A 24,505-nucleotide genomic window follows, 5' to 3' on the forward strand; every position below is an offset into this window, starting at 1 on the left:
GGCGACGCGGCTGCATCGCCATGGCCTCGAAGGTAGTGCCGGCATTGATTCGGAAAAAGCCCGCCTGGGCGGATGCTTTGTGAAGCCGGTCTTCATAATTGCAGGCATGTCGCCCGAACTGCTCCCCGCCATCGCCGCCTTCGCACGGGTGGCCCACCACGCCAGCTTCACGCGCGCCGCGCAGGAACTGGGCGTGTCGCCCTCCGCCCTGTCGCAGACCGTGCGCACGCTCGAGCAGCGCCTGGGCGTGCGCCTTCTGGACCGCACCACGCGGCGCGTCGGCGTCACCGAGCTGGGCCAGCAATTCCTCGCGGGCGCGCGGCCGGGGCTGGACGCGCTGGCGCAGGCGGTGGAGGGCATCGACGAGGCGCGCGACAAGCCGGCCGGCCTGCTGCGCCTGAATGCCGCGCGCGTGTCGGCCGAGCTGCTGCTCTATCCGCACTTCGGCGACTTCGCGCAGGCCTATCCCGACATCACGATCGAGCTGGTCTGCGACAACCGCATGGTCGACCTGGTGGAAGGCGGCTTCGACGCAGGCATCCGGCTCGGCGAGAGCCTGGCGCAGCACGTGGTGGCCGTGCCCGTGGGCGGGCCGCAGCGCATGGTGACCTTCGCCTCGCCGCGCTACCTCGCGGGCCGCACGCTGCCCAGGTCACCCGAGGACCTGCGCGCGCACCAGTGCCTGAACTACCGCCTGACCACGGGCGGGCTCTACCGGTGGGAATACGCGCAGGACGGCCGCGCGCTCGACGTCGAGGTGGCCGGGCCGCTGGTCAGCAACGACAGCGACGTGCTGCTGGCGGCCGCGCGTTCGGGCGCGGGCATCATGGTGGCGTTCGAGGACGCGGTGCGCGCCGACTTCGAGAGCGGCCGCCTCGTGCCGCTGCTGGAGCCCTGGTGGCCGACCTTTCCGGGCTTCTATCTCTACCACCCGAGCCGCGCGCAGATGCCGCGCAAGCTGCGGGTGTTCATCGACTTCCTGCAGGCACGGCATGCGCCGCCGCCGGTGTCGCAGCGCGCCGTCAAGCCCGCATCAGCGCCTCGATCTCGTCCGCCTTCACCGGCACGCCGCGCGAAATGAGTTCGCAGCCGGTGGCCGTGACGATCGCGTCGTCCTCGATGCGGATGCCGATGTTGTGGAACTGCTCGGGCACGCCCTCGGCGGGCCGCACGTAGATGCCCGGCTCCAGCGTGAGCACCATGCCCGGCTGCAGGATGCGGCTCGGGCGGTTCTTGATGACTTCGTTGGAGAGAGGATCTTTCCGCTCGCTCACCTCGCCCACCTGCGTGGGCTCCACGTAGCTGCCGCAGTCGTGCACGTCCATGCCCAGCCAGTGGCCGGTGCGGTGCATGTAGAACTGGAAGTAGGCGCGCGAGTCGATCACATCCTGAACGCTGCCGACCTTGTTCGCATCGAGCAGGCCGAAGTCGAGCATGCCCTGCGCCAGCACCCGCACCGCGGCGTCGTGCGGGTCGGTGAAGCGGTTGCCGGCCTTGGTGGCGGCGGCCGCGGCATCCTGGCTCGCGAGCACGAGGTCGTACAGCGCGCGCTGCGGACCAGTGAACTTGCCGTCGGCCGGGAAGGTGCGGGTGATGTCGCTCGCGTAGCCGTCCAGCTCGCAGCCCGCATCGATCAGCACCAGCTCGCCCGGGCGCAGCGGCGCGGCGTCGGCGCGGTAGTGCAGCACGCAGGCGTTGGCGCCGGCCGCGACGATGGAGTAATACGCCGGGTACTGCGAGCCGCCGAAGCGGAATTCATGCAGCAGCTCGGCGTCCAGGTGGTACTCGCGCACGTCCTTGCCCTCGCGCAACATGCGCGACGACAGCTGCATCGCGCGCACGTGGGCGCGGGCGCTGATCTGCGCGGCGCGCCGCATGATGTCCTGCTCGTGCACGTCTTTCACGAGGCGCATCTCGTCGAGCGGGCCGCACAGGTCGCGCTGCTCCTCGGGGCACAGCGCGCCGTAGCGCACGCGCGCGCGCACCGACTGCAGCCAGCCGTCGATGCGCGTTTCCAGCCCCTTGTGGATGGCGAACGGAAACCAGACGGTCGAGCGGTTCTCCAGCAGCTTGGGCAACTTCGCGTCGAGGTCGGTGGCCGAAAAGGCCTCGTCCACGCCGAGCGCCGCTGGCGCCGCCTCGGGGCCCAGGCGGTAGCCGTCCCAGATCTCGCGCTCCAGGTCCTTCGGCGCGCAGAACAGCGTGGCGCGGCCGTCGCCGGCCAGCACCAGCCAGGCGTTCGGCTCGGTGAAGCCGGTCAGGTAATAGAAGTAGCTGTCGTGGCGGTACAGGAAATCGGTATCGCGGTTGCGCGGACGCTCGGGCGCGGTCGGGATGATGGCGATGCCGTCCTTGCCCAGGTGCGAGGCGAGGCGCGCGCGGCGCTCAGCGTAGATCGTGGTGGTGTCTGCGGAGGTCATCTTGGCGTGGTGTTCAGTTGGGCAAGCCGTTCGGGGGTTCCCACATCGGTCCAGGGGCCGGTGTAGAGCTCGGCGCTCACGCGTTCATTGTCCATCGCGGCCCGCAGGATCGGCGCGAGCGGGGCTTTGACGCCGGCCGGGTTGCCGGCGGGAATGTCGCAGTACGGCGGGGCGAACAGCGTGGCGCGGTAGAGGCCGATGGTCGAGAAGGTGTGCTTCTCGGCGGCCTGGTTCAGCGCGAGCCCTTCGGCGGACAGGCCGAAATCGCCCTTGAGGTTGTGCGCCGGGTTCGGCACCAGCCACAGGTGCGCCAGCTTGCCGCTGGCCAGGAAGCGGTCGACCGCAGCCTGCGTGAAGCGGAATTCGGGCGCGAAGACGTCGCCGGCTGCGACCCAGAACACCTCGCCCAAAAGCGGCAGCGCGCGCACGATGCCGCCTGCCGTCTCGAGCGCGCCGCCGAAGTCGCGGCCCTCGTCGGAATATGAAATCGATAGCGCGCCATGCCCGTCCAGCAAGGGGTTCGCGCCAAACCTGGCCGAAATCTGCGCGCCGAGCCAGTCCGTATTGACGACCAGCTGCGTGAATCCGCCGTTGGCCAGCGCCTCCATCGGCCACTGCATCAGCGGCTTGCCGCGCACTTGGAGCAGGGGCTTTGGGGTGGCGTCGGTCAGCGGCCGCATGCGTTCGCCGCGGCCTGCGGCCAGGATCATCGCCCGCACGGAACCGAGTGTCGATGTGCTCATGCGCCGCTCTTCGCGGGGAACACCGAGGAACCGGCTTTGCCGGGCCTCAGGTGTTGCCCCCGGTAGGGGGTGGGCGAAGCGACACGCAGTGCGCGAAGCCTGGGGGCGAGCTTCATATTGCTGCGATGCGGCCGCGCTGCAGCTCGTTGCGCTCGCTGTGAGTCGGCTGGAACAGCGAGACCAGGCACTCCATCAGCGCATGCGCTTTTGCCGAATGATCGCCGCCGAAGTTGCACACGTACACGTCCAGCGTCACGCCGCGCTGCTCGGGCCAGGTGTGGATGCACAGGTGCGATTCGGCCAGCAGCACCGTGGCCGTCACCCCGCCCGGCCCTTGCGGCGTCGCGGGAAAGGCGTGGACGATCTTGCCCACCGCTTGCAGCCCCGCGGCCGACACCGCCTTGATGCAGACCGCCCCGAGGGCGGCCCCGTCGGTGAGCCATTGGAGACCGCATCGGCAGTCGTGGAGATCGGCGGTGAGGTGCAACCCATGCATGGGTGGCAACTCTAGCAGCCGGCCCGGTGCACAAGAGAACATCGGAAGGGTGTTCTGGGCGTATCGAGGCCGGCCGGGGCTCGCCCGGTAAAATCGCGGGTTCTCCCGCCCCCAACCTTTCCTTTTCCCTCCGAAAGTCCACCGCACATGGCAAACCACGCCCTGATGGCCAACGCAATCCGCGCTCTGGCTATGGATGCCGTCCAACAAGCAAATTCCGGACATCCCGGTGCACCGATGGGCATGGCCGACATGGCCGTCGCACTCTGGGGCGAGCACCTGCGCTACAACCCGGCCAACCCGCACTGGTTCGACCGCGACCGCTTCGTGCTGTCCAACGGCCACGCCTCGATGCTGCTGTATTCGGTGCTGCATCTCACGGGCTACAACCTGCCGATGGAAGAGCTCAAGCACTTCCGCCAGCTGCACAGCAAGACCGCCGGCCACCCCGAGATCGACGTGACCCCCGGCGTGGAAACCACCACCGGCCCGCTGGGCCAGGGCATCACCAACGCGGTCGGCTTCGCGCTCGCCGAAAAGCTGCTCGCGGCCGAATTCAACCGCAAGAGCCACGACATCGTCGACCACCACACCTACGCGTTCCTGGGCGACGGTTGCATGATGGAAGGCATCAGCCACGAAGCCTGCGCCCTGGCCGGCGCCTGGCACCTGAACAAGCTGATCGCGCTGTACGACGACAACGGCATCAGCATCGACGGGCAGGTCAAGCCCTGGTACATCGACAACGTCGCCGAGCGCTTCCACGCCTATGGCTGGCACGTGATCGGCCCGATCGACGGCAACGACGCCAAGGCCGTGTCCAAGGCCATCGCCAAGGCCAAGCAGTCGACGGACAAGCCCACGCTCATCAACTGCAAGACCGTCATCGGCAAGGGCAGCCCGAACCGCGCCGGCACCTCCAAGGCGCACGGCGAGGCGCTGGGCGCCGAAGAAATCAAGCTCACCCGCGACGCGATCGACTGGCACTACGCGCCCTTCGAGATCCCGGCCGAGGTGTACGCCGACTGGGACCACAAGGACGAAGGCGCCAGGACCGAAGCCGCCTGGAACGAGAAGTTCGCCGCCTACGCCGTGGCCTTCCCCGACCTGGCCGGCGAGTTCACCCGCCGCATGAAGGGCGAGCTGCCCAAGGAATTCCACCAGGTCGCGTTCGACACCGTGGTCGCCGCCCACACCAAGGGCGAGACCGTGGCCAGCCGCAAGGCCAGCCAGCTCGCGCTGGAAGCCTTCACGGCGGCGCTGCCCGAAATGCTCGGCGGCAGCGCCGACCTGACCGGCTCGAACCTCACCAACACCAAGAGCACCGCGGCTCTCCGCTTCGATGCGAAGACCGGCGCCGTGGTCATGAACGTGCCGGCCGTCGAAGCCAAGCAAGGCGCCGAAGACGAAGCCAAGCCCGAAGCGCCCGCCGAAGCACCGCACGGCACCATCGGCCGCCACATCAACTACGGCGTGCGCGAGTTCGGCATGGCCGCCATCATGAACGGCGTGGCGCTGCATGGCGGCTACATCCCCTACGGCGGCACCTTCCTCACCTTCAGCGACTACAGCCGCAACGCCATCCGCATGGCCGCGCTGATGAAGCGCCGCGTGATCCACGTGTTCACGCACGACTCCATCGGTCTGGGCGAAGACGGCCCGACGCACCAGTCGATCGAGCACGCCGCATCGCTGCGCCTGATTCCGAACCTGGACGTCTGGCGTCCGGGCGACACGGCCGAAACCGCCGTGGCCTGGGCCGTGGCGCTGCAGAACCAGTCGCGCCCGACCGCGCTGCTCTTGAGCCGCCAGAACATCGCCTACGCGCCGAAGAAGGAACTGGGCGACATCAGCCGCGGCGCCTATGTGCTGTCCGAGCCCGAGACCGTGGGCCTCAAGAGCAAGAAGACGGCCGCCGTCATCATCGCCACCGGCTCCGAAGTGCCGCTCGCGCTGGCCGCCCAGAAGCTGCTGGCCGACAAGAAGATCGCCGTGCGCGTGGTGTCGATGCCCTCGACCACCACCTTCGACCGCCAGGACGTTGCTTACAAGAAGGCCGTGCTGCCCAAGAAGATCCCGCGCATCGCCGTCGAGATGGGCTGCACCGGCGGCTGGTGGAAGTACGGCTGCGCGGCCGTCGTGGGCATCGACACGTACGGCGAATCGGCACCGGCGCCGGAGCTGTTCAAGTATTTCGGGTTCACCGCGGAAAACGTCGCCGCCACCGTGGAAGCGGCGCTGCGGGACTGATCGTCCCCGGCGTTCTTCTTCCCGTCCGATCACGAATTTTTCAACCTTAGGAGCAAGTCAGATGGCTATCAAACTCGGTATCAACGGCTTCGGCCGCATCGGTCGCAACGTGCTGCGCGCAGCGGTGCAGAACTTCAAGAACGACATCGAGATCGTTGCCATCAACGACTTGCTCGAGCCCGATTACCTCGCCTACATGCTCCAGTACGACTCGGTGCATGGCCGCTTCAAGGGCGAAGTGACGGTCGAAGGCAACACGCTGATCGTCAACGGCAAGAAGATCCGCCTCACGCAAGAGCGCGACCCGTCGCAGCTCAAGTGGAACGAAGTCGGCGCCGACGTCGTGCTCGAGTCGACCGGCCTCTTCCTCACGAAGGAAACGGCGCAAAAGCACATCGACGCGGGCGCCAGGAAGGTGATTCTCTCGGCACCGTCCAAGGACGACACCCCCATGTTCGTCTACGGCGTGAACGACAAGAAGTACGCCGGCGAAGCCATCATCAGCAACGCCAGCTGCACCACCAACTGCCTGGCACCGCTGGCCAAGGTGCTGCACGACAAGTGGGGCATCAAGCGCGGCCTGATGACCACCGTGCACGCCGCCACCGCCACGCAAAAGACCGTCGACGGCCCGAGCAACAAGGACTGGCGCGGTGGCCGCGGCATCCTGGAAAACATCATTCCCTCGAGCACCGGCGCTGCCAAGGCCGTGGGCGTGGTGATCCCCGAGCTCAACAAGAAGCTCACGGGCATGAGCTTTCGCGTGCCGACCTCCGACGTGTCGGTGGTCGACCTCGTGGTCGAGCTCGAGAAGGAAGCCACGTACAAGGAAATCTGCGCCGAAATGAAGGCACAGAGCGAAGGCGCGCTCAAGGGCGTGCTGGGCTACACCGAAGACAAGGTGGTGGCCACCGACTTCCGCGGCGACCCGCGCACCTCGATCTTCGACGCCGAAGCCGGCATCGCGCTGGACAGCACCTTCGTGAAGCTCGTGAGCTGGTACGACAACGAATGGGGCTACTCGAACAAGTGCCTGGAGATGGTGAAGGTCGTGTCGAAGTAAGGCTTCGCGGCTTCAATGAAAAACGCGCCCTCGGGCGCGTTTTTTCATGGGTCGGATGACAGGGCCGCTCAGCGCAGCTTCTCGTTCCTGGCGATCTCGCTGCTGAGCTCGGTGGCCACCTTGGTCGCAGCGCGCTTTGCGGAGAGACCGAACTCGCCCTTGAACTCGCTGAACTCCGCTTCGCCCCGGCCCGATGCCTTGACGCGGGTGATCTCGGCGCCCGACGGGTCGGTCACGACGCACGACACCTCGGTCGTGAAGTACGTGGGCGGCCAGGTAAAGGGCGACGGCGAGCCCGAATCGGTCTTGATCTCGGGCGTGAACACAAGCGAGGCGCCCGATGCCTGGACGGCACTGGCGTCCGCGGTGGACTTGAGGACAACCACGTCCTGGTAGACCGCGCGCAGCGCATCGCGGATCGACTTCTCCAGGTCACGGTACGGGTAGTAGCTGATCCGGTCGCCGCCGCCGCCTGGCGTCACGGCCTGCAGGGCACGCTGGGCGTCGGTCATGGTGTAGGCCACCTTCTTTTGGATCAGGTTGGCTTCCACGCGCGGCGGCGAGGTGTCGGTGCCGACATTGATGGGATGCGCGCAGCCTGCGAGCACGGCCACCACAGCGAACGCCGTGGCGACGCGAAGGATTCTGGAAACGATGGACATGAAATTTCTTCTCCGGGTTCTGTTTTTTTAGGAAGCGAGGGCGGTGGCGAACTGGGGGTCGGCATACACCTGCCGCAGCAGCGTGCGCACGAGATCCGAGTAGGCGGCCTGCCCTGCAGGGATGGCCACGATGCCCGCGAAGCTCGACTCGAAGCTGGTGTTCGCCTTGTAGGTTTTCTTCAGGCGCTGCACACCTTCGCGCGTGACCTCGATCTGGACCTCCATCACACCTGTGCCGGTGACGATGTTCCCCACGCTGATCTCGTTGTTGAGGATGCGTGCGTCGATTCGCGTGCGCGATTTCGCGTCGTACGCCGACACTTCCTTGAGGTCATTCACCAGCGCGTCCTCGAGATACTTGGCGAATGTGCCGCTGGGCGAAATCAGGCGCGCGCCGCGCAGCGAGAGGTTGTTGACCGGATCGTTCGGATCGGTCGGCTGCACCTTGACCACTGCCACGGGGGCCGGCTTGCTTGCCTTGAGCCGGTCAAGGGCTTCGTAGTCCGCCGCGTAGGGCGGTGCCTTCAACTGTGCGCACCCTGTGGCCAGGACGGCCAAGGCGCAGAAGGCAAATCCATGCATGCGAGTTACTGTCACGCTCTCCTCCTCTATGGGTTGTTTTGGAGACGGAACGGTAACACGGTGCTACGACCGAAGCGCGGTATTTCGTCACACAGACTGCCGCTGGGCCCGACGCGGCAACGCACTCAGCGCAGCTTCTCGTTCCTCCGAATCTCGCTGCTCAGCTGCGAAGTCATCTGCCTGGCCGCGCGTCGCGCGGCCAGCCCGTAGTCGCCATTGAACTCGCCGAATTCCGCCGTGCCGTTGCCGGTCGCGCGCACGCGCGTGACCTCGGCGCCCGCGGTGTCCGTCACCACGCACGACACCTCGGCCGTGAACGCAGTGGGCGGCCAGGTGACCCATGAGGACGAGCTCGAATCCGTCTTGATCTGCGGCGTGAATACCAGCGACACGCCCGCTGCTTCATTGGCCTTCGCATCGCTCGCGGTGCGCACGACGATCACGTTGCGGTAGACCCCGCGCAGGGCATCGCGAATGGATTTTTCCAGGTCGCGGTATGGGTAGTAGCTCACGCGGTCGCCGCTGCCGCCGGCGGTCGTGACCTGCAGGTCGCGCTGCGCATCGGTCATCACATACGCGACCTTCTTCGGGATGAGGTGGGCGACGGAGCGCGGCGGCGCCGTCTCCGTGATCATCGTGATCGGGTGGGAGCAGCCGGCCAGGAGGGCAGCGGTTGCCAGCGCGGCAGCCAGGCGGGGCATCGGAGAAGAAAGAAGAAACGACATGGTGCTTCTCCGGCTTTATGGCGCTGACGTCGCGATGGCCGCCACGAATTGCGGATCGGCATACATCTGCCGCAGCAGCGCACGCACCAGCCTCGGATACGCGGCCTGCCCGGCGGGCACGGCCACGATGTTCGCGTAGCTCGAATCGAAGGCGATCTCGCCGCGGTAGGTCTTGCGCAGCTTCTGCGCCGCATCGCGCGTGACCGTGACCTCCACGTCCATGCGGCCGGTGCCGTTGATCACGCCCAGGTCGAGTTCGTTGACGACGATGCGCGCCGCGATGCGCGTCGGCGCCTTCGGGTCGTAGACCGCGATCTCGCTCAGGTCGCGCATCAGCGCGTCTTCGAGGTACTGCGCGAAGGTGCCGCTGGGCGACACGAGTTTTGCGCGGCGCAGGCTCAGCGTGTTGATCTTGTCGTTGGGGTCGGTCGGCTGCACCTTGGCGACCGCCACCTTGCCGGGGTTGTTGGCCTCGAGGCGATCGAGCGCCTCGTAGTCGGCGGCGTAAGGCGGTGCGCCGAGCTGCGCGCAACCGGCCGCGAGCAGCACCGCGGCGCATGCGCCGAGCCTCGCGGCGAAAGCGTGCAGGCGGAAACCATGCGGTCTGAAAACGATCGCCATGTCTCGAGTCCCCCTCGTCCGAGATGTCTTCTGCTCCCGGCGCGAAGGTAGCACGCCTCGCGCCGCGCGCGAAGGCCGCTAAGGGAAGAACCTCAGACCGGTTCGAGGACGTGGATCAGCTTGCTCTCGACCAGCTCCTTGGTCTTCTCGCCATGGGCTTTCATGTGCGGCGCGACGGCGTGCGCCTGCAGGTGGGCGAGCGTTTCCCACTTCTCGACGACGACGAAAGTGTCGGCCCCGAAGCTGGCCTTCGAGGGCGGAACGCCCTGCGCATCGATCGTCGCGCCGTACTCGATGCAACCCTCTTCGGCCAGCACGGCCGCGCGGTTTGCGGCGAAGGCTTCGAGCAGTTGGGCGCGCTGGCCGGGCTTGGCGTTGATGACAGCGACTACGTGAATCATTGGAATGGCTCCGGATGGTTGTGATGGTTGTTGGACGGCGAGCGTCGAATCTAAAAGATCCGACGCTTTGGTGTCGGTCCCGCGCGTGACCCGATGCGCCCCCTATCATCGCGCGCATGTTCTTCCCGCTCCCCCGCACGGCCACTGCACCCTTCTGCCCCTCCGAAGTCAAGGGCAGCGTGGCGGTTCCGCAGGACCTGCCTTTCGGCAAGAAGCTCTTGCGCTACGCGGGTCCGGGCCTCCTGGTTTCTGTGGGCTACATGGACCCGGGCAACTGGGCGACCGACATCGAGGCGGGCTCGCGTTTCGGCTACGGCCTGCTCTTCGTGGTGCTGCTCGCGAGCCTGGCGGCGATGCTCTTGCAGACGCTGTGCGTGCGGCTCGGGCTGGTCGCGCAGAAGGACCTGGCGCGCGCCTGCCGCGAGCACTATTCGCCGCGCGTGAACCGCTTCCTCTGGCTCGGCGCAGAGCTGGCCATCGTGGCCTGCGACCTCGCCGAGGTGCTGGGCAGTGCGCTCGCATTGCACCTGCTGTTCGGCGTGTCGATTCCGGTGGGCATCGCCATCACGGCCTTCGACACGCTGCTCGTGCTGGGCCTGCAGGGTGCAGGCTTCCGGCGCGTGGAGGCCATCGTGCTCGGGCTGGTGGGCACCATCGCGGGCTGCTTCATCGTGGAGCTCGCGATGTCGCAGCCCAACTGGTTCGGCGTTGCGATGGGCTTTGTGCCGAGCTTCGAGCGGCTGCAGCAGCCCGGCGCGCTGTACCTTGCGATCGGCGTGGTCGGCGCGACGGTGATGCCGCATAACCTGTACCTGCATTCGTCCATCGTGCAGACGCGGCTCATCGCCGACACCGATGCGGCGCGCCGCGAGGCGGTGCGCTTCTGCACGCTCGATGCGGTGGTGTCGCTGTCCCTCGCGCTCCTGGTCAACGCGGCCATCATGGTGCTCGCGGCCAGCGCCTTCCACGCGACCGGCCACCAGGACGTGACCGAGATCGACGATGCCTACCGGCTCATCGAACCTATCGTGGGCAGCGCATTCGCGGCCACGCTGTTCGGCATCGCGCTGCTGGCCTCGGGCCAGAGCTCGACCTTCACCGGCACCATCGCGGGCCAGATCATCATGGAAGGTTTTCTCGACCTGAAGATCCCGTGCTGGCAGCGGCGCCTGCTCACGCGCGCGCTCGCGCTCGGGCCGGCGTTCTTCGGCGTCTGGTGGTTCGGCGACGGCGGCGTGGGCAAGATGCTGGTGCTCAGCCAGGTGGTGCTGAGCTTCCAGCTGCCCTTTGCGATGTGGCCGCTGATCCGCTTCACGAGCAGCCGCAGCATGATGGGCGGCTTTGCCAACGGCCCGGTGGTGAAGCTGCTGGCCTGGGGCCTTTTCGGTGTGATCAGCGCGGCCAACGTGTGGCTGATCGGCTCCGTCGTCCTCGGCAAGGGCTGAGGAAAAAGCGCAAGGTCAGCGGCGCTTGCCGGCGTCCTTCCACAGGTGCACCAGCGCTGCGGGCGCTTCGGTCTCGGGCACGTCGAAGCTGACCGAACTGGCGGTGGCCGTGTTTTCCATCACCACCTCCACGCGGTAGACGCGCTGGTCGCCGCCCGGCGACGTGGCGCCGCTTTCCTCGGCATGCGGCATCGCGCTTTGCAGCGCGTCGTCGATCTGCTGGCGCAACTCCTCGGTGCAATCGCCCAGCTGGAAGCTGCGCGGCCGTGCGAGGCCGGGCATGTAGGCAATGCCGCCCTCGCGCGTCACGCGCACGACGGTGGCTTCGGTCAGGGGCGGCAAGTGGATCATGATGCGGTGACTCCCACGGTGTTCCATGCGGCGATGACCGCCTTGTGCGCCGCGCTGCCGGCGCCGAAGCGCTTGGCGGCGGCACTCACGGTCAGTTCGGCGAAGGCGGCGAAATCGGCGTCCTGCTTCAACCGGCGGTCGCACACGGTGTCGTACCAGATGCGCCCGGCCGTCTCCCACGCCGGGCCTTCGATGGCGGTCGCGGCGAGATGGAAGGCGCGGTTCGGAATGCCGGAATTGATGTGCACGCCGCCATTGTCCTGCCGCGTGACGACGATGTCTTTCATGTGCGCGGGCTGCGGGTCCTTGCCGAGCACCGGGTCGTCGTAAGCGGTGCCGGGCTCGGCCATCGAGCGCAGCGCGCGCGCCTTCACCGTTTCCTTGAAAAGCCCCGCGCCCACCAGCCAGTCGGCCTGCTGCGCGGTCTGCTGGAGCACGTGCTGCTTGACCAGCGCGCCGAACACGTCGCAGATCGATTCGTTGAGCGCGCCCGACTGGCCCTGGTAGACCAGCCCGGACTCGTGATCGATCACGCCGTGCGTGAGCTCGTGGCCGATGATGTCCACGGCAATGGTGAAGCGGTTGAACACCTCGCCGTCGCCATCGCCGAACACCATCTGCGTGCCGTTCCAGAAGGCGTTGTCGTAGTCGTTGCCGTAGTGCACGCTGCCCGTGAGCGGCATGCCACCAGCGTCGATGGAGTCGCGCGCGTAGATGTCGTGGTACAGCCGCCAGGTGGCGCCCAGGGCGTCGTAGGCCTCGTCGACCGCGAGGTCCTTGCTGGCCGCCTGGCCCTCGCTGCGGATCAGCTTGCCGGGCAGTTGCGTGGTGTTGCCCGCGTCATGGATCTTGCGCTCGGGCGAGCCGCGCTTGGCGTACTGCGGCGCGGGGCCCGACGCCACCTTGGGCGCGATGAATTCGCGCAGACCGCGGTGCTCGCGGTCGATCATCAGCGTGTTGGCCGCGCGGGCGCTGACCGGTGCATCGGCGTGCGCCGCGAGCCGGTCCAGCAGGTACGGCGGTACGAAGCTGGGCGGCAGGATCGATGGCGGGCGAAGCGGCATGGGCAGGTCTCCGGTGAGCGGTCAGCGATGAAAAATACGGTAGCAGAAAGCCACGGGCGCGGGCCGTGGCGGTTTCTCTTTCCAGTGGTCAGCGAACCGCCCGCCGCAGGACATGGCTCGCCAGATCCGCGAGGAAACCGCCAGATTCGCGAAGTTGGCGAAAGAAGGCGGCGTGGTGATCGAATAGCGTGCAGGCGTTCGGTTACGCACGCGCACACTCTCGCGCGGTAGGTACCCCGCCAAGGCATAGGATTGGGGCTTTCCGTATTCACGCCATCCTGCCCATGTTCATCGTCACCCTCACCTACACCCGCCCCCTGGCAGAAGTCGATGCGCTGATGGACCCGCACATGGTCTGGCTCAAGAAGCACTACGAGAGCGGCCTCTTCGTGGCGTCGGGCCGGCAGGTGCCGCGCACGGGCGGCGTCATCCTCGCGCGGTCGGGCGACCGCGAAGCGCTCGAAGCGGTGCTGGCGCGCGACCCGTTCGTACAGGGCGGCGTGGCGCGGATGGACGTGACGGAATTCGTCCCCAGCATGACCGCCCCGAGCATCGAGGTCATCAAGACGTTCTGATCGAACTCGCCCCAGAACATTGGGCTCGCCCCCAGGCTCCGCGCACTTCGTGTCGCTTCGCCAACCCCCTACCGGGGGCGACACCTGCGGCCCGGCGAAGCCGGTTCCGCGGTGTTTCGCGACAAGACCCCCGGGTCTTACGTCGCTGCCGGCACTTCCTCTCGGCCGCCCGGGTGCCGCGCAAAGCGCGCGGCCTTGGCGTCGTGCACCGGCGCCGAGTCGTCCCAGGGCCAGCCGCCGAACTGCGTGCGGCGGTAGTCGGCCATGGTCTGGCTGATCTCGGCCTGGGTGTTCATCACGAAGGGGCCGTACTGCGCCACCGGCTCGGCGATCGGGCGGCCCTGCAGCACGAGGAACTCGCTGTCGTCGTCGCCGTTGACCAGCTCGACGGCCGCATCCGCGCGCAGCTCGACCGCCACCGGTCCTTCGATGCGCTCGCCGCCGATCTGCGCGGCCGCGCCCTTGAAGAAATAGAGCATCCGCCGCGTGCCCTCGCCCGTGGCGGGCGGCAGCGTCCATTGCGCGCCGGGCGTCATCTTGATCGTCCAGATCGCCACGTCGGCATCGGCCTCAGCGGCCCATGAGGCGGGCGGCGGCGCGAGCGGCTGGATGGGCTCCGGCCCGTTGCCGGCTTCGCCAAGCCGGCCCGCGATGACCGCCACCTCGGTGCGCCCGCCCTTCGCGTCGTCCGAGGCGAAGCGCGGAATCGCGTCCGACCAGAACATCGTGAAGTGCGGCTCGGCCATCTTGTTCTTGGCAGGCAGGTTGAGCCAGATCTGGAAGAGCTCCAGCGGATTGGGCGCGCCTGCATCGAGCAGCGGGAACATCTCCGAATGCACGATGCCCTTGCCGGCCGTGAGCCACTGCACGTCGCCGCCGCCGAAGCGCGCGGTGGCGCCCAGCGAATCGGAGTGATCGACCAGGCCCTTGCGCACGATGGTCACCGTCTCGAAGCCGCGGTGCGGGTGCGAGGGAAAGCCCGGCACCGTGTCGCCGTGGTACATGCTCCAGCCGTCCTTGCGGCTGAAGTCCTGGCCGATCTGGCGGCCCGCGAGCGACGCCTCGGGGCCCATGCGGCCGTTGGCCTTGGGGTAGGCGTCGTCGTGATAGACGCAGAACAGGAACGGGTCGATCGTCTGCCAGGGAAAGCCGAGCGGCTTGACCTGGACGATGGGACCCTTGTTGTTGTTGTTGTCGGACATGTGGCTATTCCTTTCCATGGGGGGCTCGGCCGATGATGCCGTGCCAATGGATGGAATATCGGGGCGCCTGCGCCTTCCGGTAGGGGCCTTCCCTGCAACAGTGAAGAGCGCGTATGGAACGATGGGCATCGCTTTTGTTCCTCAGCGCCGGGGCGTCAGGAGTTCTGGTGCTGGACGACCGCGTTCGGGTCCATGTACATCAGCTCCCAGAGGTGGCCGTCGATGTCCTGGAAGCCGTGGCCGTACATGAAGCCGTAGTCCTGGGGTTCCCGCGGCGTGGTGCCGCCGGCGGCCACCGCCTTGGCGACCAGTGCGTCGACCTCGGCGCGGCTCTCGCACGACAGGCACACCAGCACCTCGGTGCTCGTGCTCGTGTCGGTGATGCGCTTGGTGGTGAAGGTCTTGAAGAAGTCCTCCACCAGCAGCATTGCGAAGATGCTGTCCTTCTCGATCACCATGCAGGCGGCATTCGCATCGGTGAACTGTGCGTTGAAGGTGTAGCCCAGCGCGGCGAAGAACGTCTTGGTCTTCTCGAGGTTCTTGACGGGGAGGTTCACGAAGATCTGCTTGTTGGCCATGGTGTTTCCTGTGTCGATGAAGGGCTGGATCTGGAGGTTTGCCGGTGTGTTGTGTACACCGTCCACAAACGATAGCAAAGAAAATGGACGGCGTCCACATGATTTTTCAGATCTTTGTTTTTTGCCCGGTCGGGCCCTCGGGAGATTGCGTGCGGGCCGAAGAAGGCGGGGCATCATGGCCGCCATGGAAATCGAGTTCAAGTTTCAGATTCCGGCCAACCGGCTGAAGGCCGTCGAGGCGGCGCTGCGGCGCGGCACCGTCGTGCGCACCCGCCTGCAGGCGCGCTATTTCGACACCGCCGATCAGGCGCTCGCCGCCGAGGGCATCGTGTTGCGCCTTCGCAAGGAGGGGCGGCGCTGGGTGCAGACCGTCAAGGCGACGGGCGACAACGCGCTGCACCGGCTGGAGCACAACGTCGAACTCGGCACCGCTGCCGCAGCACCGAGCATCGACCCGCAGCGCCACCAGGGCACGCCCGTGGGCGACCGGCTCGCCAAGGCGCTGGCCGCGAGCGGCGCGCCGCTGGTCGAGCGGCAGTCCACCGACATCGTGCGGCTCACGCGCGACGTGCGCGTTGCGGAGCCCGGAGGCGCGGTCGTCGAGATGGCGCTGGATGTCGGCAAGGTCGTGGCGCACGCCGGCACGGCCGAGCAGTCCGAATCGCCCGTGTGCGAGCTGGAGCTCGAACTCAAGCGCGGCGACGTGCAGGGGCTCGTGGCACTCGCGCGCCGCTGGTCGCAGCAGCACGCGCTGTGGTTCAGCACCGTGTCCAAGGCCGAGCGCGGCGCGCGGCTGCTGGCGAAGGTCGAGGTCGTGGCGGCCGTGAAGGCCGAGACACCGCGCTTTCCCGAAGGCAAGGACAGGCTCGACGGCCGCGCGATCCAGCAGGCCATCGTCGCGTCGTGCCTCGCGCAGATGCTGCCCAACGCCAGCGAGATCGCGGCGGGCAGCACCGATGAAGAGCAGATCCACCAATTGCGCATCGGCATCCGGCGCCTGCGCACCGCGCTGCGCGAACTGGCGGGGCTCGATGCGGGCAGCGGCCTTTTCGACGCGGCCCGATGGGAGCCGCCGCTGGTCGATGCCTTCCGCGCGCTCGGCGACCTGCGCGATCGCGAACAGGTGGTGAAGCTCGCGCAGCCGCAACTGCGCGAAGCGGGGGCGCCGGAGTTCGATCCGCTGGCGGGCGGCGACGCGGCGGCGGCCGATGCGCCGTCCCCTGGCGACATCGTCCGTGCGCCGGCGTTCCAGTCGGTGCTGGTTTCGCTGATCGGCTTCACCGCCGCTGCGCCGGAACCGGAAGCCGCGCCGGAGGCCTCCGACGCCGAAAAGACCGACGAAACCCCTCCGGCGCCGGCCCCGATGAGCCTGAACGACGCCCGCCGCCTCCTGCGCAAGCGCCTCCAGCACCTGCACAAGCAAGCGGTGCGCGACGGCAAGCGCTTCGAGTCGCTCGGCACCGAAAGCCAGCACCGCGTGCGCAAGCGGCTCAAGCGCCTGCGCTACCTCGCGGAGTTTGTCGCCCCGCTGTTCGATGCCGATGAAAAGTCGTCCTCAGCCGCCGAGCGCTACCTGAAGCACCTGCGCCCCGCGCAGGACGCGCTGGGCGAATTCAACGACGAAGCCGTCGCGCTCGCGCTCTACCGCGAAGCCACCGAGCGCGATGGGCGCGCGTGGTTTGCGGTCGGCTGGTTCAGCGCGAGGCATGCGGTCCATGCAAAGACGTGCCGCAAGGCGCTGGGCGGGATCGACGAGGCGCCGCGGTTCTGGAAGTAGCCGGCGCGCGCCCGCCGAGCTTCGATCTCAGTGATGGTGCCCGTGCGCACCATGCACATGCCGGTGCTCGATTTCCACCGGCAGCGCCGCGCGCACGTCCGTCACCTGCAGGCTGAACTTCAGCGCCTTGCCGGCCCACGGATGGTTGCCGTCGAGCAGCACGACCGGGCCCTTGATCTTGGTCACGGTGAAGACGTGCTCGGTGCCGTCGTCGAGGCGGCCCTGCAACTGCCCACCCACCTTCACGCCCGGCGGAAATTCGGTCTTGGGGATGGTGCGCACCAGCGCCTCGTCGCGCTGGCCGAAGGCGTCTTCGGGGGCGAGGTTCAGCACGGTCTGGAAGCCCTTTTCCTTGCCGTCGAGCGCTTCCTCGATCTTGGGCAGCGTGTTTTCGTAACCGCCATGCAGGTAGGCCATCGGCTCGGGGCTGGCTTCGATGAGCTTGCCCTGGGCGTCGGAGACTTTGTACTTGATGGTGACGACGGTGTCTTTTTCGATTTTCATGGAGAGCATTTTCCTTGGAACTGTTGTCCACTGTTCGGGCCGCGCTTAGCAACTGAATTTAAGGCCTCACCTGTGAACGGGCCACCGAAACGGTGCCTGAAGAAAGCATGCAAATAGCTGTACAAATACACAGCGCATGGTCAATGCTACCAACTACACTTCGCCGAAATGCCCACGCCGAACTTGCTCAACACCGGGATCTACTCGCTAGGCCAAGCCGCGCGTTTGATCGGCGCGGAAACTCGTGCGGTACGGCGTTGGATGCGAGGCCACCGTTGGAAATACGGTGAGGGCCATCGACATACGGCACCGCTCTGGAAAACTCAGTTGGCTGATGCAGATTTCGAAGAGCTTGCGATAGGCTTTCGAGATCTGATGGAGCTTCGGCTGGTGCGCGCTTTCACTGACGCAGGCGTGAGTCTCCACGTGATCAAGGCAACGATCGAGGCCGCGCGCGAAAGTTGGCACACCGACTATCCGTTGACCACCCGTCGATTCCTGACTGACGGCAAAAAAATCTTTGAGTCAGCTGTCGATGACGCGGGCGATGAAACGCTGGTCGATGTTCGCGCTCATCAGATCGTGTTTACCCACGTGATCAAACCATCGCTCTACGCAGGTATCGAGTACGACGGCAATGTGGCTCGCTTGTGGAGTCCACCGGGCAGCAAGGGGGTTGCATTGGATCCTTCGCGGCAGTTCGGGGCACCGATCGTCGTCGGCCCGAGCATTCCGACGGACACTCTCTTCGATGCCTTCATCGCAGAGGGCCGTGACCGCAAGGCCGTTGCGCGGCAGTTCGAGATTGATCCGAAGCACGTCGACGCCGCCGTGCGGTTCGAGGAGCGGCTACGGGCCTGAAGTTCTTCTTTGATGCGAATCTGTCGCCACATTTCGCTCGTGGCATCGCTGGCCTATGCGCCTCGGTAAAAGATGAAGTCGAAACGGTCGTGCATCTCACGGACCTGTTCAAACCAGACGCTCAGGATGTGGATTGGATCGGCGAATTGACCAAGACAGGTCCATGGTGCATTGTTTCTATCGACCGTTTCAAGAAGCATCACAACGCCGAGCGTGAAGCCTTGCGTAAAGGCGGGCACATGATCTTTGTGCTGGAAAAGCAATGGAGCGGCCAGCCTTTTTGGATGAAGGCAGAACGCTTGGTTGGATGGTGGCCGCAAATCCTAATTCAGGCGCAGATTCAAGCGGGAGGCATGTTGTCGGTGCCGTTTCCCCATCGCACGGGCGCGAAGTTCAAACCAATCAAGTTGTAGGACGAGAGGTCATCACATCCGTTTGGATCGAAAAACCTCCGGCAGCGTCTCCTGCGTATTCAACTTCTCCATCACCATCCCGATGAACGCCGACACCGCCAGCGGCAGGTGCTTGCGGCTCGGATACAGCACGCTCAGCCCATGCCCCGTGCGCTGGTACTGCGGCAGTACCGGCACCAGCCGCCCCGCTTCCACATCCAGCCGCCCCATCGATGGCGGCAGCAGCGCGATCCCCAAACCAGCCACCGCGGCCTTGCGCAACGCCTGCGCCGTATTCCCGCTGAAGCGCCCGGTGACCTGCACTTCTTCGTCCACCCCATCGGGCCCGGTCACCCGCCACGTCGCCCGCCCGCTCGGGTGCGCCGCCGTCACGCAGTCGTGATCCGCCAGGTCCTGCAGCGTCAGAGGCGCGCCGCGCGCGGCGATGTACGCGGGGCTCGCGACCATGCCGTCCGTGCGCGGCCCGAGCAGCTTGCGGCCGACGAAGCCTGAATCGGGCAGCGCTCCGCCGCGGAACGCCACGTCGATCTGGTCGGCGATCAGGTCGGCTTTCGCGTCGCTCAGCACGAAATCGACGCGCACCAGCGGATTCGCCGCCAGGAAATCCGCCACCCACTCCATCGGAAAGAAATCGAAGAAATCCGCCGTCGCCGCCACGCGCACGAGCCCGCTGGGCTCCTGGCTGCCGGTGATCAGCTCCTGCCCGGCGTCGATCAGCCCGTCGACGGCCCCCGCGCAGCGTTCGTGAAACGCCTCGCCCGCGCTCGTGAGCGTCAGCTTGCGGGTCGAGCGCTGCATCAGCCGGGTGCCCAACTGCGCCTCGAGCTGCTGGATGCGCCGGCTCACGGTGTTGGGCGGCAGGCCCAGGCGCCGGGCGGCTTCGGCAAAGCTACCGTGGCGCACCACCTGCACGAACATGGCGATGTCGTTGAGGTCGAGCATGGGTGGATTCCTTCCAAGAATGGACGAGTGCAATCCGACTCTACCGTCTAGTCGATCAATGGGTGTGACCCTAATCTTCAGGTCATGGCTTTTCCAGCCTCCAGCCCACCCCCATTCAGGAGCACTCCATGACCCAGCAAAAACCTCTCATCGGTATCGTCCTCGGCTCGACCCGCGAGGGCCGTTTCGGCGAGAAGCCTGCGCAGTGGATCCACGACATCGCAAAGCAGCGCACCGATCTCGCCTTCGAGCTGGTCGACCTGCGCGACCATCCATTGCCCTTCTTCAACGAGGCCGGCGCGCCCGCCTGGGGGCCGGTGAAGAACGAGGCCGCGCAGCGCTGGCAGGCCAAGCTGGCCACCTTCGACGGCCTCGTCATCGTCACGCCCGAATACAACCACGGCCCGAGCGCGGTGCTCAAGAACGCGATCGACTGGGCCTACAAGGAGTTCGTGCGCAAGCCGATCGGCTTCGTGGGCTACGGCGGCGTGGGCGCGGCGCGCGCGGTCGAGCAGCTGCGGCTGGTCGCGGTCGAGATGCAGATGGCGCCCGTGCGCAACGCGGTGCACATCGGCATGGTCGAGTTCATGGGCATCTGGCAGCAGGGCAAGAGCTTCGACGACTTTCCGCACCTCGCGCAGGCCGCCACCGGCATGCTGGACGACCTCGCGTGGTGGACCCGCGCGCTCAAGACAGCCAGGGAGGCCGCATGACCACCGCAACTGAAGTCGCCACGCAAACCCGCGCCATCGTCTACCGCACGCGCGGCGCGCAGCACGGGCCGATCACCCGGCTCATGAGCCCGGGCGACCTGGGCGAATTTTTGAAGCCCTTCGTGTTCCTGGACCTGTTCGGCTTCGATGTCGGCGGCGGCCACAAAGGCTTCGGCATGCACCCGCACTCGGGCATCGCGACGCTGACCTGGCTCATCGAAGGCGACACGCTCTACGAAGACACGACCGGCAAGGAGGGCGAGCGGGGCGTGCTGCGCGGCGGCGGCGTCGAGTGGATGCGCGCGGGCAACGGCGTGTGGCACACCGGCGCGCCCGCGCCGGACGTGAAGCGCGTGCGCGGCTTCCAGCTCTGGGTGGCGCTGCCGGCCTCGGAAGAAAACGCGCCGGCGCAAAGCATCTACCTCGCGCCCTCGCAGGTGCCGCAGGAGGGCCCGGCGCGCGTGCTGCTCGGGCGCTACGGCGCGGCGCAGAGCGCCATTCCGGCGCCCGCGCCGATGAACTACCTGGCCGTGCAACTGAAGGACGGCGAGCACTGGCGCTACACGCCGCCGGCCGGCCACACGGTCGGCTGGGTCGCGGTCAATGGCGGCGGGCTCGATGCGGGCGACAGCACCGGCGGGCCGATCGGCACCGGCGAGCTGGTGGTGTTCGAGGAGTCGGGCCGGGCCATCGATTTCACGGCGCGCGGCGACACGTCGTTCGTGCTGGGCTCGGCGGTGAAGCACCCGCACGACCTCGTGATGGGCCACTACTCGGTGCACACGAGCCGCGCAACGCTGGACCGGGGCGAGGCCGAGATCCGCCGCATCGGCGCGAAGCTGCGGCAGGAAGGCCGGCTGGGCTGATTCGGCCACAGCAGGCCAAGAGCAGACCCAGCGCAAACCAGCGTGCGCCCGGCGGGCGGCTGCGCCAGAATCGTTCGCTTCGAACGACTCCCGCAGCCCCCACCCGCCATGAACCTCGTTGACGCCTTTGCCAGCAACGCCGCCCGCTTCGTAGACATCCGACGCGACATCCACGCCCACCCCGAGCTCGGCTTCGAAGAACACCGCACCTCCGAGAAGATCGCCAACCTGCTGGCCGAATGGGGCATCGAGGTGCACCGCGGCATCGCGGGCACGGGCCTCGTGGGCGTGCTGCGCAAGGGCACGGGCAGCCGCACGATTGGCCTGCGCGCCGACATGGACGCGCTGCCGCTCAACGAAGCCAACGACTTCGCCCACAAGTCCACCCACCCCGGCCGCATGCACGCCTGCGGCCACGACGGCCACACGACGATGCTGCTGGCCGCCGCCTGGCACCTGTCGCAGCAAGGGCCGGACGACTTCGACGGCACCGTGCATTTCATCTTCCAGCCCGCCGAGGAGATGGGCAAGGCGGGCGCCAGGAAGATGATCGACGAGGGCCTCTTCGAGCGCTTTCCGTGCGACGCGGTCTTCGGGCTGCACAACTTTCCGGTCGGCGACGTGGGCCGCTTCGCGCTCAACGAAGGCGCGCTGATGGCCTCGAGCAACACCTACAGGATCACCGTGCACGGGCGCGGCACGCACGCCTCGATGCCGCACACGGGCATCGATCCGGTGGCCGCGGTGGTCACGCTCGCCCAGCAGCTGCAGACCATCGTCGCGCGCACCATTCCCAGCACGGAGCGCGCACTGCTCGCGGTCACGCAGCTGCAAGGCTCCGATGCGCCCAACGTGATTCCCGATGTGGCGACGGTCGGCGGCACGATCCGCACCTTTTCCATCGAAGCCATCGACAAGATCGAGGCACGCCTGCGCGAAGTGGCGGCCGGCGTGGCGGCGGCGCATGGCTGCACGGCCGAGGTGTACTTCAACCGCTCCTCCCCGCCGACGGTGAACCATCCGGCCGAGGCGCGCTTTGCCGCCGGCGTGATGCGCGAGGTCGTGGGCGACGACATGGTCACCGACGATTTCCCCGCCGTGATGGGCGCAGAAGACTTCGCGCACATGCTGCTCGCGCGGCCCGGCTGCTATGCGTTCCTGGGCAACGGCGACGGCGACCACCGCCTGGACGGCCACGGGCCCGGCCCTTGCATCATTCACAACACCTCGTTCGATTTCAACGACGAGATCATCCCGATCGGTGCCAGCTACTTCGTCAAGCTGGTGCAGCGCTGGCTGCCGTCGGGCACCTGAGTTCCTTTCCTGTTGACGATGATGAAAGTGGCCACAACGATGACTTCCACCCTGTTCACCCGGCGCTCGCTGGCTGCGGCTGCAGCCGCCGTGGTCCTCTGCAGCTTCGGCGCTGCCCACGCGCAGCAGCGCGTGATCCACGTCATCGTGCCCTTCGGCACCGGCGCCGTGCAGGACACGGTGGCGCGCGCCTTCAACAACGAGTTGGGCGCGGCGCTCAATGCGAGCGCCATCGTGGAGAACCGCGCGGGCGCGGGCGGCACCGTGGGCGCGGCCATCGTGGCGCGCGCGCCGGCCGACGGCAACACGCTGGTGCTGGCGGCCGCGAGCCACAACATCGCGGCGTTCCTCTACAGCAAGCTGCCCTACGACCCGCTGAAGGACTTCGTGGGCGTGGCCAACGTGGGCAACGCGGGCTATGTGCTGGCGGTGGCCAGCGGCATGAATGTCTCGAACACGGCCGACTTCATCAAGGAGGTCAAGGCCAACCCGGGCAAGTACAACTACGCCTCGGCCGGCAACGGCAGCGCCACGCACCTGGCGATGGCGTCGTTCCTCGCGAAGGCGGGCCTGCAGATGACGCACATCCCGACCAAGTCCACGGGCGAGGCCGTCAACGAAGTGCTCGCGGGGCGGGTGCAGGCGGTGATCTCCTCGAGCATCGGCGTGATGGGCTTCCAGGACGACGCGCGCATGAAGCTGCTCGCCTCCACCGGCCAGTCGCGCAGCCCCTTCCTGCCGAAGCTGCCGACCGTGGCCGAGAGCGGCTTGCCGGGCTACGCCTTCGATTCGTGGATCGGCCTGCTCGCGCCCGCCGGCACGCCCAAGGCCGAAGTCGAGCGCCTGAACGCCGCGGCCAACAAGGTGCTGGCCGATCCGGCGATCCAGGAGCGCTTCAAGCGCCTGGGCGTGGAGCCGCGCAGCCAGAGCGCGGAGGAGTTCCAGAAACTGCTGCGCGCGGACTGGGATGCGATGGGGGTGGTGGTGAAGGCGTCGGGCGCGAAGATCGACTGAGCGCGACCGGTGCGGCGTGTAGGACGCCGGTCAATTGACAACGCGCCCGCCGCGCTCATGCTCCTTGGTGAGTTCCGGTGCATCCGCCCCGGACCGCAAGGGGACTTTCATGGACTCGACTTCGCCACCCAACCTGCCTTCGGGCGCACCCGCGAGCAGGTCGCCGAAGGTCCTGTGGGCCGTGATCGGCGTGCTGGCAGTGGCCGTCGCCGCGCTCGGCGGCGTGTTGCTGCACCGGCAGGATGCGGGGGCGCCGCCATCTACCGTTGCGGCCTTGCCCGTCGCGCCATCTGGGTCGCCCATCGCGCCGGACGACTTCAAGCCTGAAGCGATGCCAGTGGCGCCAGCGCCGGCCACACCACCGATGGCTTCGGGCGCGGCGCCGCAGGCCATGACTGCCGCACCTGCGCCGTCCCCAGGCCCCGGCGCCGCCTCGGTCGCTGCTGCCGCACCCGTCGCTCCGGCCCCACCACCCTGCGCCGTCTGCGGCCATGTCGAATCGGTGCGCCCGGTGCAAAAGCGCGCGCAGAACACCACCGGCGTGGGCGCCGTGGCCGGCGGCGTGGTGGGCGGGCTGGTCGGCAACCAGTTCGGCCATGGCAACGGCCGCGTCGCGACCACCGTGCTGGGCGCGGTCGGCGGCGGCTTCGCGGGCAACGAGGTCGAGAAGCACGTGCGCACCGTCACGGTCTACGAGGTCGCGGTGCGCATGGACAACGGCTCGCTGCGCACGGTCGAGACGAAGACCGCGCCGCCCATCGGCAAGCCGGTCACGCTGCGCAAAGGCCTGCTGCGCCCGGCGGACGGCCGCAAATAGGCGCCACGCCGGGGGCGCGATCCGCCCGGCGATATCACAAAACCCACCCGCTACGGAAGAGCGCTTGCCCCACGCGCAACTTGACGATATATCCCTAATATATTTA

27 protein-coding genes are annotated in these 24,505 nt (G+C 67.3%); 13 read left to right on the plus strand and 14 right to left on the minus strand.

What is annotated here, in order from left to right:
* Positions 1 to 106: 106 nt before the first annotated feature.
* Complete coding sequence (locus ACZYRS_RS01460; RefSeq protein ID WP_463417853.1) at positions 107 to 1,081, plus strand: LysR family transcriptional regulator; 975 nt, start codon at positions 107 to 109, stop codon at positions 1,079 to 1,081.
* On the opposite strand, the gene ACZYRS_RS01465 is transcribed toward ACZYRS_RS01460, so the two are convergent.
* The 3 genes from ACZYRS_RS01465 to speD all read right to left on the minus strand — a co-directional run bounded on the left by ACZYRS_RS01465 (position 1,023) and on the right by speD (position 3,659).
* Positions 1,023 to 2,420: an aminopeptidase P N-terminal domain-containing protein gene (locus tag ACZYRS_RS01465; RefSeq protein ID WP_463417854.1), complete on the minus strand. Its 1,398-nt coding sequence runs from the start codon at positions 2,418 to 2,420 to the stop codon at positions 1,023 to 1,025. The genes ACZYRS_RS01460 and ACZYRS_RS01465 overlap by 59 nt on opposite strands.
* The gene (locus tag ACZYRS_RS01470) at positions 2,417 to 3,130 is read right to left on the minus strand and encodes a nucleotidyltransferase family protein (RefSeq protein ID WP_463422438.1); all 714 of its coding nucleotides are present in this window, start codon (positions 3,128 to 3,130) and stop codon (positions 2,417 to 2,419) included. Before ACZYRS_RS01470 ends, ACZYRS_RS01465 begins: the two co-directional genes overlap by 4 nt.
* A gap of 145 nt (positions 3,131 to 3,275) precedes the next feature.
* Complete coding sequence (gene speD / locus ACZYRS_RS01475) at positions 3,276 to 3,659, minus strand: adenosylmethionine decarboxylase (protein ID WP_463417855.1); 384 nt, start codon at positions 3,657 to 3,659, stop codon at positions 3,276 to 3,278.
* A gap of 147 nt (positions 3,660 to 3,806) precedes the next feature.
* On the opposite strand from speD, the gene ACZYRS_RS01480 reads away from it, so the two are divergent.
* Together ACZYRS_RS01480 and gap are read left to right on the plus strand one after the other, a co-directional pair.
* On the plus strand, positions 3,807 to 5,909 hold the full coding sequence (locus ACZYRS_RS01480; protein WP_463417856.1) for a transketolase family protein: 2,103 nt from the start codon (positions 3,807 to 3,809) through the stop codon (positions 5,907 to 5,909).
* A 61-nt stretch (positions 5,910 to 5,970) separates the two neighbouring features.
* Positions 5,971 to 6,972: a type I glyceraldehyde-3-phosphate dehydrogenase gene (gene gap / locus ACZYRS_RS01485; protein ID WP_463417857.1), complete on the plus strand. Its 1,002-nt coding sequence runs from the start codon at positions 5,971 to 5,973 to the stop codon at positions 6,970 to 6,972.
* A 68-nt stretch (positions 6,973 to 7,040) separates the two neighbouring features.
* On the opposite strand, the gene ACZYRS_RS01490 is transcribed toward gap, so the two are convergent.
* The 5 genes from ACZYRS_RS01490 to ACZYRS_RS01510 form a co-directional block, all read right to left on the minus strand.
* A complete protein-coding gene (locus tag ACZYRS_RS01490; RefSeq protein ID WP_463417858.1) occupies positions 7,041 to 7,634 on the minus strand; it encodes a hypothetical protein in 594 nt (197 codons plus the stop codon).
* Between the two features lie 27 nt (positions 7,635 to 7,661).
* Complete coding sequence (locus tag ACZYRS_RS01495; protein WP_463417859.1) at positions 7,662 to 8,162, minus strand: hypothetical protein; 501 nt, start codon at positions 8,160 to 8,162, stop codon at positions 7,662 to 7,664.
* A gap of 179 nt (positions 8,163 to 8,341) precedes the next feature.
* Positions 8,342 to 8,941, minus strand: coding sequence for a hypothetical protein (locus ACZYRS_RS01500; RefSeq protein WP_463417860.1), 600 nt, complete (start codon positions 8,939 to 8,941; stop codon positions 8,342 to 8,344).
* Positions 8,942 to 8,956: 15 nt separating this feature from the next.
* Positions 8,957 to 9,562 (minus strand): YajG family lipoprotein, encoded by a 606-nt coding sequence (locus tag ACZYRS_RS01505; RefSeq protein WP_463417861.1) that lies wholly within the window; start codon positions 9,560 to 9,562, stop codon positions 8,957 to 8,959.
* A 92-nt stretch (positions 9,563 to 9,654) separates the two neighbouring features.
* A complete protein-coding gene (locus ACZYRS_RS01510; protein WP_198785411.1) occupies positions 9,655 to 9,963 on the minus strand; it encodes a putative quinol monooxygenase in 309 nt (102 codons plus the stop codon).
* A 116-nt stretch (positions 9,964 to 10,079) separates the two neighbouring features.
* Between ACZYRS_RS01510 and ACZYRS_RS01515 the strand changes: the two genes are divergently transcribed.
* Positions 10,080 to 11,408: an Nramp family divalent metal transporter gene (locus ACZYRS_RS01515; RefSeq protein ID WP_463417862.1), complete on the plus strand. Its 1,329-nt coding sequence runs from the start codon at positions 10,080 to 10,082 to the stop codon at positions 11,406 to 11,408.
* Positions 11,409 to 11,423: 15 nt separating this feature from the next.
* Here ACZYRS_RS01515 and ACZYRS_RS01520 read toward each other — a convergent pair whose 3' ends face one another.
* Both ACZYRS_RS01520 and ACZYRS_RS01525 read right to left on the minus strand, forming a co-directional pair.
* Complete coding sequence (locus tag ACZYRS_RS01520) at positions 11,424 to 11,759, minus strand: protealysin inhibitor emfourin (protein WP_463417863.1); 336 nt, start codon at positions 11,757 to 11,759, stop codon at positions 11,424 to 11,426.
* Positions 11,756 to 12,823: a M4 family metallopeptidase gene (locus tag ACZYRS_RS01525; protein WP_463417864.1), complete on the minus strand. Its 1,068-nt coding sequence runs from the start codon at positions 12,821 to 12,823 to the stop codon at positions 11,756 to 11,758. The genes ACZYRS_RS01520 and ACZYRS_RS01525 overlap by 4 nt, the downstream gene beginning before the upstream one ends.
* 284 nt (positions 12,824 to 13,107) lie before the next feature.
* Here ACZYRS_RS01525 and ACZYRS_RS01530 point away from each other — a divergent pair, with 284 nt between their 5' ends.
* On the plus strand, positions 13,108 to 13,398 hold the full coding sequence (locus ACZYRS_RS01530) for a YciI family protein (RefSeq protein WP_198785408.1): 291 nt from the start codon (positions 13,108 to 13,110) through the stop codon (positions 13,396 to 13,398).
* A gap of 137 nt (positions 13,399 to 13,535) precedes the next feature.
* Here ACZYRS_RS01530 and ACZYRS_RS01535 read toward each other — a convergent pair whose 3' ends face one another.
* Both ACZYRS_RS01535 and ACZYRS_RS01540 read right to left on the minus strand, forming a co-directional pair.
* Entirely contained in the window at positions 13,536 to 14,600 is a 1,065-nt protein-coding gene (locus ACZYRS_RS01535; RefSeq protein ID WP_463417865.1) for a pirin family protein, read from the minus strand.
* A 155-nt stretch (positions 14,601 to 14,755) separates the two neighbouring features.
* Positions 14,756 to 15,178 carry a VOC family protein gene (locus tag ACZYRS_RS01540; protein ID WP_463417866.1) on the minus strand — a complete coding sequence of 141 codons (423 nt, stop codon included), beginning with the start codon at positions 15,176 to 15,178 and terminating at the stop codon, positions 14,756 to 14,758.
* Between the two features lie 175 nt (positions 15,179 to 15,353).
* Between ACZYRS_RS01540 and ACZYRS_RS01545 the strand changes: the two genes are divergently transcribed.
* Positions 15,354 to 16,955 carry a CYTH and CHAD domain-containing protein gene (locus tag ACZYRS_RS01545; protein WP_463417867.1) on the plus strand — a complete coding sequence of 534 codons (1,602 nt, stop codon included), beginning with the start codon at positions 15,354 to 15,356 and terminating at the stop codon, positions 16,953 to 16,955.
* 27 nt (positions 16,956 to 16,982) lie between these two features.
* On the opposite strand, the gene ACZYRS_RS01550 is transcribed toward ACZYRS_RS01545, so the two are convergent.
* Positions 16,983 to 17,459: an FKBP-type peptidyl-prolyl cis-trans isomerase gene (locus ACZYRS_RS01550; protein WP_198785404.1), complete on the minus strand. Its 477-nt coding sequence runs from the start codon at positions 17,457 to 17,459 to the stop codon at positions 16,983 to 16,985.
* Between the two features lie 168 nt (positions 17,460 to 17,627).
* Between ACZYRS_RS01550 and ACZYRS_RS01555 the strand changes: the two genes are divergently transcribed.
* Together ACZYRS_RS01555 and ACZYRS_RS01560 are read left to right on the plus strand one after the other, a co-directional pair.
* Entirely contained in the window at positions 17,628 to 18,320 is a 693-nt protein-coding gene (locus ACZYRS_RS01555) for a DUF433 domain-containing protein (RefSeq protein WP_463417868.1), read from the plus strand.
* The gene (locus tag ACZYRS_RS01560) at positions 18,317 to 18,733 is read left to right on the plus strand and encodes a PIN-like domain-containing protein (RefSeq protein WP_463422439.1); all 417 of its coding nucleotides are present in this window, start codon (positions 18,317 to 18,319) and stop codon (positions 18,731 to 18,733) included. Before ACZYRS_RS01555 ends, ACZYRS_RS01560 begins: the two co-directional genes overlap by 4 nt.
* Positions 18,734 to 18,745: 12 nt before the next feature.
* Here the strand turns inward: ACZYRS_RS01560 and ACZYRS_RS01565 are convergent, their stop codons facing one another.
* Positions 18,746 to 19,675: a LysR family transcriptional regulator gene (locus tag ACZYRS_RS01565; protein WP_463417869.1), complete on the minus strand. Its 930-nt coding sequence runs from the start codon at positions 19,673 to 19,675 to the stop codon at positions 18,746 to 18,748.
* Positions 19,676 to 19,803: 128 nt separating this feature from the next.
* On the opposite strand from ACZYRS_RS01565, the gene ACZYRS_RS01570 reads away from it, so the two are divergent.
* From ACZYRS_RS01570 to ACZYRS_RS01590, 5 genes are all read left to right on the plus strand, one after another.
* On the plus strand, positions 19,804 to 20,388 hold the full coding sequence (locus tag ACZYRS_RS01570) for an NADPH-dependent FMN reductase (protein ID WP_463417870.1): 585 nt from the start codon (positions 19,804 to 19,806) through the stop codon (positions 20,386 to 20,388).
* The gene (locus ACZYRS_RS01575; RefSeq protein WP_463417871.1) at positions 20,385 to 21,254 is read left to right on the plus strand and encodes a pirin family protein; all 870 of its coding nucleotides are present in this window, start codon (positions 20,385 to 20,387) and stop codon (positions 21,252 to 21,254) included. The genes ACZYRS_RS01570 and ACZYRS_RS01575 overlap by 4 nt, the downstream gene beginning before the upstream one ends.
* A 108-nt stretch (positions 21,255 to 21,362) precedes the next feature.
* Positions 21,363 to 22,568 carry a M20 aminoacylase family protein gene (locus ACZYRS_RS01580; protein ID WP_463417872.1) on the plus strand — a complete coding sequence of 402 codons (1,206 nt, stop codon included), beginning with the start codon at positions 21,363 to 21,365 and terminating at the stop codon, positions 22,566 to 22,568.
* Positions 22,569 to 22,607: 39 nt separating this feature from the next.
* Complete coding sequence (locus ACZYRS_RS01585; protein ID WP_463417873.1) at positions 22,608 to 23,582, plus strand: tripartite tricarboxylate transporter substrate-binding protein; 975 nt, start codon at positions 22,608 to 22,610, stop codon at positions 23,580 to 23,582.
* A 109-nt stretch (positions 23,583 to 23,691) separates the two neighbouring features.
* Positions 23,692 to 24,399, plus strand: coding sequence for a glycine zipper 2TM domain-containing protein (locus ACZYRS_RS01590; RefSeq protein WP_463417874.1), 708 nt, complete (start codon positions 23,692 to 23,694; stop codon positions 24,397 to 24,399).
* The last annotated feature ends 106 nt before the right edge of the window (positions 24,400 to 24,505 follow it).

The organism is Variovorax sp. AC194, from assembly GCF_979257995.1.